This is a genomic window from uncultured Alteromonas sp., assembly GCF_963976965.1.
In the GTDB taxonomy this organism is placed as follows: domain Bacteria; phylum Pseudomonadota; class Gammaproteobacteria; order Enterobacterales; family Alteromonadaceae; genus Alteromonas; species Alteromonas naphthalenivorans.
The window spans coordinates 41,639-53,937 of the sequence record NZ_CAXBMP010000007.1 but is presented as its reverse complement, the minus strand read 5'-3'; the positions used below and the strand labels follow the sequence as shown (position 1 = coordinate 53,937).

Annotated in this window: 13 protein-coding genes; 3 read left to right on the top strand and 10 right to left on the bottom strand. The window is 42.4% G+C overall.

The window, feature by feature from the left end; genetic code table 11:
- Positions 1-21: 21 nt before the first annotated feature.
- The 9 genes from rhlP to AAC006_RS07720 form a co-directional block, all read right to left on the bottom strand.
- Complete coding sequence (rhlP, locus tag AAC006_RS07760) at positions 22-864, bottom strand: rhombotarget lipoprotein (protein ID WP_013784437.1); 843 nt, start codon at positions 862-864, stop codon at positions 22-24.
- Between the two features lie 166 nt (positions 865-1,030).
- Entirely contained in the window at positions 1,031-1,417 is a 387-nt protein-coding gene (locus tag AAC006_RS07755; protein ID WP_013784439.1) for a tautomerase family protein, read from the bottom strand.
- Positions 1,418-1,464: 47 nt separating this feature from the next.
- Entirely contained in the window at positions 1,465-2,634 is a 1,170-nt protein-coding gene (locus AAC006_RS07750) for an alpha/beta hydrolase-fold protein (RefSeq protein ID WP_013784440.1), read from the bottom strand.
- A gap of 86 nt (positions 2,635-2,720) precedes the next feature.
- A complete protein-coding gene (locus AAC006_RS07745; RefSeq protein WP_013784441.1) occupies positions 2,721-3,098 on the bottom strand; it encodes a DUF1294 domain-containing protein in 378 nt (125 codons plus the stop codon).
- Positions 3,089-3,547, bottom strand: coding sequence for an isoprenylcysteine carboxylmethyltransferase family protein (locus AAC006_RS07740; RefSeq protein ID WP_013784442.1), 459 nt, complete (start codon positions 3,545-3,547; stop codon positions 3,089-3,091). Before AAC006_RS07740 ends, AAC006_RS07745 begins: the two co-directional genes overlap by 10 nt.
- Complete coding sequence (locus AAC006_RS07735) at positions 3,537-4,046, bottom strand: RDD family protein (RefSeq protein ID WP_013784443.1); 510 nt, start codon at positions 4,044-4,046, stop codon at positions 3,537-3,539. The genes AAC006_RS07740 and AAC006_RS07735 overlap by 11 nt, the downstream gene beginning before the upstream one ends.
- An 18-nt stretch (positions 4,047-4,064) precedes the next feature.
- Entirely contained in the window at positions 4,065-4,574 is a 510-nt protein-coding gene (locus AAC006_RS07730) for a M23 family metallopeptidase (RefSeq protein WP_013784444.1), read from the bottom strand.
- A gap of 448 nt (positions 4,575-5,022) precedes the next feature.
- The gene (locus AAC006_RS07725) at positions 5,023-5,349 is read right to left on the bottom strand and encodes a hypothetical protein (RefSeq protein ID WP_013784445.1); all 327 of its coding nucleotides are present in this window, start codon (positions 5,347-5,349) and stop codon (positions 5,023-5,025) included.
- Entirely contained in the window at positions 5,350-5,544 is a 195-nt protein-coding gene (locus AAC006_RS07720) for a hypothetical protein (RefSeq protein WP_013784446.1), read from the bottom strand.
- 329 nt (positions 5,545-5,873) lie between these two features.
- Here AAC006_RS07720 and AAC006_RS07715 point away from each other — a divergent pair, with 329 nt between their 5' ends.
- The 3 genes from AAC006_RS07715 (at position 5,874) to AAC006_RS07705 (ending at position 11,642) form a co-directional block, all read left to right on the top strand.
- Positions 5,874-7,697: a M2 family metallopeptidase gene (locus AAC006_RS07715; RefSeq protein WP_013784447.1), complete on the top strand. Its 1,824-nt coding sequence runs from the start codon at positions 5,874-5,876 to the stop codon at positions 7,695-7,697.
- A gap of 162 nt (positions 7,698-7,859) precedes the next feature.
- On the top strand, positions 7,860-10,823 hold the full coding sequence (locus AAC006_RS07710; RefSeq protein WP_126872191.1) for a ligand-binding sensor domain-containing diguanylate cyclase: 2,964 nt from the start codon (positions 7,860-7,862) through the stop codon (positions 10,821-10,823).
- Positions 10,824-11,006: 183 nt separating this feature from the next.
- Entirely contained in the window at positions 11,007-11,642 is a 636-nt protein-coding gene (locus AAC006_RS07705) for an SDR family oxidoreductase (protein WP_126872190.1), read from the top strand.
- Positions 11,643-11,728: 86 nt separating this feature from the next.
- On the opposite strand, the gene AAC006_RS07700 is transcribed toward AAC006_RS07705, so the two are convergent.
- Entirely contained in the window at positions 11,729-12,286 is a 558-nt protein-coding gene (locus tag AAC006_RS07700) for a pyridoxamine 5'-phosphate oxidase family protein (RefSeq protein WP_013784450.1), read from the bottom strand.
- Positions 12,287-12,299 lie beyond the last annotated feature (13 nt).

The following is a 12,299-nucleotide window of genomic DNA, read 5'->3' as shown; positions in this document are numbered from 1 at the left end:
TCTGCACTCCTTGGCAGTGTGTTACCGCAAAGTCATTTTTCTAAATAACATGACGCCCATAAACAGTAAGCAAAAAACCTGAAGTGAGCCGCCACTGTAGCCTTCTCTATGTTCTACTTTCGCAATCTTTTCTTCTTTTACTCTGGTTTTAAATCGAGCAAGTTCAGCATCTAAGTTTGTAGACATATCGTCAACGGCTATACCAAACCCTTCTAAAGATTTTTCGGCCAACGTATCGTCAATACCTACAGCGGTGGTACGCTTCTCAAGCTTACTTACCCCTGGCGCTCTGAACAGCATCTTTTTACTTTTGATATCGAAAACTGCAGTATCCACAAAGGTCTGAACCGTGTTTTCATTCCCTGGAATAACGTACATTCCTACAATGGTCCAATACAGTAACGCCGCGTTATTTTCGAGTGACTGAGTAACTTGGTCGTAAGACACTAACGCCATTACATCAACATCATATAACCTTCCTACTTGCTCTAACGTTGAAAAACCTTCTCCCCCGCTTAAGTACTCACTAGGAATGATTTCAATGCGATCGATATACTCGTATTGAAGGAAAGACTGCTTAACATTTTCTAGAAGCTCTACTTGATCTTTACCATGCAGGCCATCTCGGCGCCAATTGCTTGAAGGAACAAATGCGAGCCCAACCTTTACCGGTAATTGTAGCGTGGGAATTTCAGGCTGGTGCTTAACCCGGCTTTCTTCATCAGGGTAAAGGAAATCCATTAAACTGCTAGATTGAGCTTGTTTACCTGTGTTGTTACTGACTATTGCACTGCATGCTGCGAGTGAAAAGAGTGCTGTGAGTAACATTGCCCCAGACATGGTTTTTAATATTCTTGTTGTCATCGACAATCCTTTTTTACTGCTATTGAAAGGTTACGAAATTGAATGGTATTTATCGTTTAAGGCGTTAATCGTAATACTTCAAATTACCTAAAATTTATATTTATTACTATATAAGGCACGAGATAGCCATAATGTGGCTTTGTGTAAGTATGAGCGCAGGCCTAGTTTACACATCAACGTTGTATTTTAAATCTGACGCTTCATCGCCGGTAATACCACGAAAACCCCATTGGTATTTTTCTTGTTCTTTAATCGTTATCTCAACGTCTACCGTGCTAATACCCAATTGAGACTCGATTGCTTCAAAAAGCCCTTTAATCAGTGCTTTTTGGGTGTCGGGCTTGCGCCCTTTCATCAAGTTAATTTCAATAACGGTATAGCTATCTGTTCTGCCATCAGGATAGAAAAAGTCTTCATTGGCAAGCGGAATAAAGCGATGAGCGCGTTTGTCTTCCGGCATACCCAAAACAGATTGCATACAACGGTGGATCACATCAGACAACTGGCTTTTAATTGGGTTTAAGTGCTTATCAATTCCATAGATTACTACCACAACGTTTTCCTTTATAAATTATGTTCAACGCGCGTAAAGAGAAAGTACTAAAGCTTTTTGTCCTGAATTTTTTTGAGTAGATTCGCATGACGGGTTTTATAAGCGCCGTTTTCAACATTTTCAGCCGTGCTTTTCTTTATCGCGAGCGCTCTCATTTCTAGTGCTTTTTGTAAATCTCCACTAGCTTCAAACCCATCTGCTAAGCTGTCGTAGGCATCCGCTTTATAAGGGTAGCTGTCGACATTGCTTTGAAATATCGCAATAGCCGATGAATACTCTTTTTCAGATAATGCTTTGTATCCCACACTGTTAATGGCGCGATAACTGGGCTTAATGTCATAACCGTACATTTCAGACTGTGCTTTATAAAACTGTTTAATTGCTGGTATCCCGCCACTTAACACTTCTTTTGATGGCTGCAGCGACGTGTAAAGATTTTGGTAAGCCAACGAATGCCCAGCAAGCGCGGTGGTATTGTGGCTTTCTGAGGTATCTAAATCTGTGTTGTAACTAAAACCTTTTCGCTTATGTGTGTTTAGCAATTCGTTGTAGCGCTGGTAAGCGCTCAGCATATTGCCGCCTTCGCTGCCCATATTGATATACAAATAAATGTTCAATTCAGAAGTATCGGAAAAGAAGGTTTCGGCGTCGTCAAAGATAATCTGTTCTTGCCACCATAAACTTGGGCTGAAGGCAAAGTGAGCTTGGAACAAATGGGGTCTAGACTGTAAGGCATACACCGACAATAGCCCACCTAACGAATGCCCTGATATTACTTTGTAGTTGTTGGCGCGATAGTTTTCGTTAATGTATGGCACGAGCTCTTTCTCGATAAAATCTAGGAAGTTATCGGCACCACCTGATATACCCCACTCGTTATAATTCTCATCATAGGTTGGGGTGAAGTCTCTTGTGCGATGGGTATTTGCGATACCAACTACTATCATTTCTTGCGCCATATTCGATTGATTGAGCAAGTCTAGAGTACCTACTGCATGGCTGAAATTTCGTTGACCATCAAGTAAATAAAGTACGGGATAATGTAGCTTATTCGGCCGGTGATAATTATTGGGTAAGTGTATGAACAACTCACGCTCTTCATCGAGTATTTCAGAATGAATATTTAGGTGCGTAGTTTCCCCACGTACTTTTGAGTACGAGTGTGAAGGCACCAAAATAAGTAAAAATACTGCAATCGTAATGACCGATCTGAACACAACATATTCCTTTATTTTTTTAGTTTTAGTCCGTGGTTAACTTTTAATCTTACCCGCTCAATGCCCACAAGAAAAGGGCACGTTATTTACCTCAAAATAGCATTGATGAAATGTTGACCTTGTTCGCTAAAAAGCCAAATAAACGCAAAGGAATTTAGCGTCACCGTAGCCCAATAAACTCGCTTAAATGAAACTTTAGCCGACTTGTGCCTTAATCTTCGTTGGGCAAGATACGCCCCAGGCCAACCACCAAGTAAACTTAAAAGATGAAGACGAGTTTCTGGTACACGCCATTTTCCTTTGCGAGCGGCCGACTTATCAAACGCATACATGGCAAACGTTATCGTGCTGATAGTAATGTAAAGGTATACCACTTCTACAGGTAATAAATTGAGAAAAGCCGCTGCTATTAAGGCGGTGCAAAAGATAAGAGTGATAAGTACGCCGAATTTGCTTACAGCCATCTTCGAACCGTTTTCCTATATTCTGTATAGCTGGCGCCAAATTTATCCGTTAGAAATGCCTCTTCGGGTATTATCTGGTACTTATTCATGTACCACACAAAAAGCAGAATAAAGACAACATTAACTGGGTTGGCCGTGTAAAGCCCAATACCCACCAAACACAACAACATACCTAGATACATGGGGTTCCTACTGTACTGATACACACCTGAAGTCACCAAGCTAACAACACGTTCGGTTTTGATAGGATGTACCGAGGTTTTGTGTTTTTTGAACGAAACGACACCTATAACCGCTATTCCAACACCCAACAATAGAAATAGAATTAGCGTCTCAAACTTGTATTGATATTCAACACTCACATTCCGGGCGACTTTAGTCGTCACCACCATAAAAAAGGCTGACAGTAAAAAGACGGCTACGGGCGGGATTTTTTGCTCAAGTTTCATCGAAACTGACCGGTTCAACACCTTTATTTTTAGGTCGAATAACAACAGTGCCAGCCATTTTGTCATGCCATCCTTGCTTTTTGGTATCCCATAAAACCCATAGAAAGCCTAAGCCTAGGGGTAATAGAGAAACGTAATACCCTATATAGCGAATTACAGACTGGCGTATTGTGGGCGCACTTCCCGTTTTAGCATCAACGACTTTTACTTTAAGCACCATTTTGCCTGGGGTGGCCGATTTATATACCCAAAATAATATTGTGGCAATTAACGGTAGAACGTAGCTAATTAAGACATCAACTATACCTACAACAGAGTCCCCAGCGGTCCAATATCCCTTGCCATAAATTAGATGCAGTAGTGGGAAAGTAATCGCTAATAAAAGTAATGTATCAATAATTGATGCGCCAAATCTAATCCCAAAACCTGCATACACATGCTCTTCTTCGTATGCTGTTTTATATTCAGCGCCAGTATCTGAGAGGCCTGTACTACTCATTTATATCTCCATTTTCAATCAATCAGCTGCGCTTAGGTACGATATTGGATTTAAATAATACGCCTTCTTAGCACCTTGAGTCGATTCATCAGCCAACCAAAAATAAGGAAATAACGAAACAATACTATAATGCAGATGAGGCGCTTTACCTTGGGCATTGCCTGTTGAACCAACCGTACCGATTTTGGTCCCCTTGGAAACAAGGGTAATACCGTCAATTTCTATTGAATCAAGATGTGCATAATAATGCAGCCGCCACTTAGGCCCTAAGGCAAGTATGATATTGCCACCTTTTGGCTTTTGACCTTGATAGATAATAAGTTGATGCGTGGATGACAGCACCGACGTGCCCTTTTGAGCAAAGATATCGATACCTTTGTGGACCCCTGAAGTGCCCCAGGGTTCATACCAAAAAGTGTCTTTGTTCCAATCAGCGGGACTGGCGTTATCTACGGGAATAGTTCGCGGTTCTGGTATAACAAAGCCAAGTAGTACAACGACGCATAGCCCCAACAAAATCCATCTCATCATTAAACCTTATGAACCACGACATGCCATTAATTCACTTACAATAGCACTAATGATGCTGAACATAACGGCATCGTTAGAAGCTTATTCCCGAAGATTCTATTTCTTTTTGCGCTTTTTTTACTGCCAAAATAATAGTCTCTCGTTTTTTCCACGATTTCAAACGGGCAGGAAAACGACTAAGCCAATGGTTATTTGGCCCCAAACTCCGACCTCGTTGCTCGGTAAGTGCCGTCCTCTCCCACACATTTATGAACCCAGTAGCTGATAGGTGTTGTGGGGCGTTGAGGGCTATACTTAAACTTCCATTTACTCATAGTCGCACACTCGGCTCTGTTAACAATCGAAAAATGCTGAGTTAGTTTTTACCGCAGCACTTCTTAAATTTAAGGTCACTACCGCAGTGACACGGATCGTTGCGGCCAATCTTGGGCGCCGAACGGGTTAATCAATCATTACCTGCTGCCGTGTAAGAAAACACTAATTTACAGTTGATATGCTTTAGCATCTTGTTGACCGAGGAAGGCACATCAATAATGTCAGTATCTTTGCCACTAAATACCGATAGAAAAATATCACAATCTGCAATATTAATTTGTTGGCGCTCGAAAAAAATCATTAAAGGGTCGAAGATATCTTCGGTTAGTGGGATCACTCCAACGTAACAACTTTTACTATCAACATACTTGAAAGATGAGCGTGGAACTTCTCTTTCTAATGTGTGAGCTTGCAATTTATTAAGCTTTAGCAATCTAAAGCTGACATCAAAATTCATTTAAATCCCTGAGATAGCAATTTTAAACAGAAAATAAAAGAAGCCAGTGAAAAGTAAAATACTCACAACAACAATTGCGGTAAGCGTCTTAGACCTTAACATTGAATCAATTAAACCAACTTCTGTTTGCATTCTAACGAAATCTAAGCCATCCGTAGACTCTTTAAGCCTTGATTTATTTTTGTATTTATCCATAACATTCTCTTTTATACGACTTTGCGTACATGAAGTAAGGTATTCATTGAATACAATATAGGCTTGATACTTACCATATAGTACCGATGAAATTAGTACCGATGAAATTAGTACCGATGAAATTAGTACCGATGAAATTTTTTCATTAGCGGTTTGTTCATAAGGCTGCCTCTCGAGAGATAGACATTGCCTTAACCGGCCTCACGTTAAGCTATATATTGCTTCCAGTATTAATTTTATTTTACAAAACCCACAAGCCACTCCAAAATATAACGCTAAAATATATGTACTTCCCAATACATAAAAACAACAACGACAAGAGCAAACTTATGTTTTCAACTAAACGCACTATCGTCGCAGCACTCGTTAGCATTACGCTAATAGGTTGCGGTGAAGCTACTACCAAAACTGAAACCACACCTGCGGCCCCTACCGCGCAAGATGCGCAAGAATTCCTTATTAATGCGCAAAACGACATTAGTAAAATGCAGGTGCCAGCCGCACATGCCGAGTGGAGTTACGCCACTAACATCAATTTTGATACCGCCGCGGTAAGTGCCTATTTTAATGAAGTGCTGTCTACCAAAGTAGCGGTATTAGCTAAAGAAGCGGCTAAATTTAACGATGTTGAAGTAGATGAAGATACCCGTCGTCAACTCAATTTGCTCAAAAACGGGCTTACCATGCCACCTCCGTCAGATCCGGCGAAAGCAGAGCAACTTGCTAAAATTGGTTCTGAGCTTAGTGCAATGTATGGTTCTGGCCAGTACTGCATGGAAGATGGCACCTGTAAAAGCTTGGTAGAAATGAGTAGTGAAATGGCGACTATTCGCGATGCCGACACCTTACTAGAGTACTGGAAAGGTTGGCGTGAAGTGTCAGTACCTATGAAGCCGCTTTATGAACAACAGGTCAATTTGGCCAACGAAGGCGCTGCTGAATTAGGCTTTCAAAACGTTAGCGAACTATGGCGCGGTAAATACGATATGCCAGCCGACGATTTTCCGAAAGAGCTTGATAGATTGTGGGGGCAAGTTGCGCCTTTCTATGAATCGTTACACTGTCACGTTCGTGCTAAGTTAGGTGAGCATTATGGTGAAGAATTGGTTCCGCAAGACCAACCTATTCCAGCGCACTTGTTGGGCAATATGTGGGCGCAAACCTGGGGCAATGTTTACGATATCGTGAAACCTGAACAAGAAATGTCAGTACCCGACGTTACCTCATCACTTGTTGCGCAGGGCTATGATGAAATAAAGATGGTGAAACAGGCTGAATCTTTCTTTTCTTCACTGGGCTTTGCGCCGCTGCCTGATACGTTTTGGGAACGTTCTATGTTCCAAAAACCTGAAGGTCGGGACGTACAGTGTCACGCTTCAGCATGGGACCTAGACGATAAAGACGATTTGCGTATTAAGATGTGTATCCAAAAAACGGGGGAAGAGTTCAACGTTATTCATCATGAACTGGGTCACAACTATTATCAGCGCGCTTACAAAGACCAGCCTTTGCTGTATCGCGGTTCAGCTAACGATGGCTTCCATGAAGCGATTGGCGACACCATTGCCTTGTCGATTACCCCTAAGTACCTTAAAGAAATTGGTTTGATTGACGAGATTCCAGATGCATCTAACGACATAGGCATGCTAATGCAGGTAGCGCTAGATAAAATTGCCTTTATTCCATTTGGTTTGATGGTCGATCAATGGCGCTGGAAAGTAATGGCTGGTGAAGTTTCACCTGAGCAATACAATACACTTTGGTGGGAATTAAGAGAAAAATACCAAGGCGTAAAAGCACCGATAGACAGACCTGCTGATGCGTTTGACCCAGGCGCTAAATATCATGTTCCTGCTAACGTGCCCTACACGCGCTATTTCTTAGCACATATTTTGCAATTTCAATTCCATAAAGCGTTATGTGATATTGCAGGTGATGAAGGTCCACTTAATCGCTGCTCTATTTACAACAGTGAAGAAGCGGGTACAGCACTAAACGCCATGCTTGAAATGGGCATGAGCCAGCCATGGCAAAATGCGTTAGAAACCCTTACTGGTTCACCTGAAATGGATGCAAGTACCATTGCTGACTACTTTGCACCCTTAAAAACCTGGTTAGATGAGCAAAATGCTACCCGTCAGTGTGGCTGGTAATTTTTAGCCAACTAAATGATTTAATAGTAGAACCTCGATAATCGGGGTTCTTTTTTATCTGCACTTATATCTTGTACTTGCAAAATTAATACTTATGTCCCATTTTTACTAGCTTAACCCTAGTATATCGTAACGCTTGATTCCTTCTTCCCGAGCGTATTTATGAAGTTTGTAGTGGTAAGATTTCTGGTTACCGCCACTATGCTATTCCCTATTATTTTTTCCTTTGCGGCCACATCTCGTGCCGCAGACTTTCCTATGCCCGTGTTTAAAAGTTTTTCAATCGAAGAAGGCCTATCGCAGGTATCGGTTTTAGATATTGCGGAAGATAAAAACGGTTATATTTGGCTGGCGACACAGTCGGGGCTCGACAGGTTTGATGGAAACGAATTTAAGCATTTCGGTAAATGGCAGAAAGATAAGTCTGATGGGCTCAACACTGTTACTACCTTTCAAATAGAATCTTCGTTAGACAAAGAATACTTATGGATTGGTTCTATTGCTGGTGTAAGCAAGTTTCATATCGAAACGGCAACGTTCGAACACTTCCCTATTTCGGTTTCCAGCGAAATAAAAGCCGGCTCAATCAAACGCATAAAAATCGATAAGAGTGGTAACGTTTGGGTTATTAGTGGCCGTGCGCTTTATCGCTTTTCAACGCTTTTAAATAAACTGGTTCAAATTGCTGTTCTAGAGAACGTGACCAGTACACTCACCGACATCGTTATTGATAGAAATAGTCATGTTTGGCTTAGTTCTACATCAGGGTTATACAAGCTTAATTCAGCGTTTAATACCTTAGAGCTTCAACAACTGGCGGGCAAAAAATTAACGTTGATGGCACTCGCTGCTGACGAAAGCTTGTGGATTGGCACCGGCGCTAACGGTCTTTGCCGGTACCCCTTATTCACGAACAACGATTTTTCCGCGTCTACCTGTTTTGATGAAATTAACGGCCTTTCATCTAATGATGTGCTGAATGTTTTATTTCAGCGTAATGGTAATATTTGGGTTGCTACGAGTAGCGGCGTGGATATTATTCCCGCTAAAGAAGCATCAGAGATTGTGTCATTATCGGTTTCTCGATCGAATCTCGCGAATAATTACATTACATCGCTATATCAAACAGACGCGGGCACAGTTGTGGCGGGGTCGCGCGATAATGGTTTTTCTATTTACCACCCTGTACTGGCCAACTTTTCAACCAGTGCTGTTATTAGTAATAATATTTCTGGCATTGCTACCCACACAGATAGTTCCTTATGGCTTGCTACACATGACAACCTTTGGCATTACAATTATCAATCTGGCAAGGTTAACGGGCCCTATACTTCGAAGATTAAGTCTGAAGGTCAGGTATCTTCAAACAAGCTACTAACCGTGCATTACGATAAACCGTCAGACTCGGTTTGGCTATCTACTCGCGCGGGGCTAGCGAAACTTAATACCGCCACTGAAAAATTGGATTTAGTGGCATTGGAGGGTAAGGCAGGTTATACCCTTAACGTGGATGCCGATGGTGACGTTTGGTATGGCGGTTATAGCGATGGCGTTTTTGTGTATCGCCCTTCCGAGAACCGGGTGATTCGACAATGGCCAATCTCACTCACCACTCGTATCATATTTGAAGATAATGAAAGTGCATGGCTGGCAAGCATATCGGGCTTATATTTTGCCAATAAATTTACGGGTGAAATTCGCAATATTGGTGAAAATAGCACGAATTTCCCTGACGGCGCGGTGGTGACGTGGGTTTCTCGGTCTATTCGTGGCGGCTATTGGGTTGGCACGCAGGCGAACGGTATCTATTTTATGGTGGTTGAGGATAACGATGAGCCCACCGTGTCGTTTACCCAGATAGAAGCAGACAGTTACTTAAGTAACCTCTCAATTGGCGCAATTATTGAAGATCAAGAAAATGCGCTCTGGATCTCCACAACGGTCGGCATCGCCCATATCGATTCTACCCTATCGTCGATTTCATATTTTGGGGCACAAAATGGAGTCATCGAATCTGGCTACTACATAGGCTCCGCCGTAAAAACCGGTGACGATACTATATTTATGGGCAGTCCACAGGGACTCACTCGCTTCAAGCCCACTGATATTAAACAGCAGCCTTGGTCGCCCAAGGTCAATATCTCGCATATAGAAATTATTGATGAGCATAGTAAAGGAGCTGAAAACCTTTTCCCAAGTACCAATGTGGATGAATTAGTACTCAATTCCGACAATGTCTCATTTTCTGTCGAATTCGCCGCGCTCGATTTTACTCGCGCAAACGAGGTGAGTTATGCCTATAAATTATCAGGGTTTGATAATAGGTGGCGGTTTACGGACCATCGCCGCCGCGGGGTGACCTACACCAATTTAGATCCCGGGAATTACACACTTACTATTCGAGCGATGAACAAAGAAAAAGTATGGAGCCCAAATGAGGCCAAGCTCCAAATCAGTATTGTTCCACCATGGTGGGAAAAACCCGTATGGCGAAGTGCCATTTTTGCATCCGCTTTTCTGCTTTTAACGCTACTTGTGTGGTGGCGTATTCAAACGCTTAAAAATCGCTCGGTTGCGCTTGCAAAAATGGTAGAAGAAAAAACCAAAGATCTTGAAGACGTGGTAGAAAAATTAACGCTGATATCAAGCCAAGACCCGTTAACCGGGCTGAAAAATAGGCGCTACTTTACCAGCCGAGCTCACGAGGCTTGGGACAGTTACGAGCGTTATGCACAAGCCTTTTCGTTACTTATCGTGGATATCGATTGGTTTAAACAAATTAACGACACTTACGGTCACCATGTAGGCGATCTTGTACTAGTTAAGGTGGCAGAACTGTTGCGTACGAATTTGAGAAATTCCGACGTTATTTGTCGTTGGGGTGGCGAAGAGTTTCTCATTCTACTGCCCCAGCTTAACGTCCGTGAATGCTATTGGGTAGGCGAAAAATTAAGAAAATCGGTAGAGAAAGCGTCTTTTCACTGTGAAGGGTATGATGTGAATGTGACTATCACCGCGGGAATTGCAGACATTCGTGAAAGCGATAGTGTAGAGCAATGCATACACGCTGCTGATAAAAAACTCTACAAAGGTAAAGCTGATGGGCGCAATGCCGTTGTGAAATAGCCTTATGTGAACCTGCTGCTTAAGCCCCTATTTTTACAAACTATGCTAACCACCGTGCTCCCTAGTTAATCAATTAATGCCTTTTTGTCAATTAGCGCACCATGATGAAACTCATCGTACGGTGTGATCGAAATCCCCTCCCACGCTTATGAATAACCATATTCAATCATGGAGGTAACATTTATGGCTAAGGTACTTGTCATTGGCGCATCAGGCCAAATTGGTAAACAGGCTACTGGAAAATTACTTGAAGCAGGACACCACGTGGTGGCGCCTGTACGAAGCCCCGAAAAGCTAAACGACGTTGAAAACGAAAACCTTGTGGTTAAAGAGCAAGATCTTGAAAAAGACTTCTCTGAACATTTCGAAGGTGCAGACTGCGTTGTATTCGTTGCCGGCAGCGGCGGTAATTCGGGCGATGATAAAACGCTTCTTATCGACCTTTGGGCTGCGCGAAATGCAGCAAATTACGCTAAGGCAGCTAATACGCCTAAATTTGTGATGGTAAGTTCAATAGGGGCTGGCGATCCAGACGCAGTAAGCTCTAGCATTAAGCCTTATTTAGTCGCTAAACACATGGCTGACGAGCACCTAATGAATAGCGGTGTGCCTTATGTCATTTTACGCCCAGGCACACTGTTAAACGAGCCAGGTACACATCTGGTGTCTACCGATATGCCTGACAACCAAGATGATGCTGTCATTCCTAGAGAAGATGTGGCAACGGCTATCGTCGAAGCAGTGAATCGTAGTAACACTGATAACATAACCACTTACCTGTTTAAGGGTGATACGCCGATTTCGAAAATTTTCGAATAAGCGAATACTGCTAAGTGATAAAATCACAAACGCCAGCAAATTTGCTGGCGTTTCTTTATTTAATTGCTAGCGTTCAATGAGTTGCATTAAGGGACAATAGACTGGCTTACCCAGTTACCCATTTCGTCACGACGATGTAACTCTCGATACTGTGGATTACCGCGTAAATTTAAATAGTCCACGTTGAAAATATCTAACAAAATAACGCAAAAATGTTCAGGAGCGACAGAATAGTCGCCTGCAATTTGAAGCGGCAACCCGTTGTTTCTTGGCGTACCGGGGTCGCCCCATAGAAACTGCTTCTTACCAGCATCAGACAATTTTGCCCAATGCGCCTCTATTAACGCCCTATCTTCGTTTTCAGTCACAATAGTCGCATTTACACTGAATCGATACTGCTCACGAGTTTTCGAAAAATACCAACAACCTTGTGCTTTCGCTTGTTGCGACAACTGGTTGTATTTTTCGGTACGGGTATCTGAAATAACAATCAGCTTGTTGTCATCACTTAAGCCTCGGTACACCACGGTTCTGCAATACGGCACGCCATCTTTATCAGCGGTTGCCAACTGAAAATAACGGCTCTCAGGCATGCTTCTGCTAGCGTGTAAGCTTTTTGTTAACCCTGTACGCCACTGCGGCATTTTTGAAATTCTC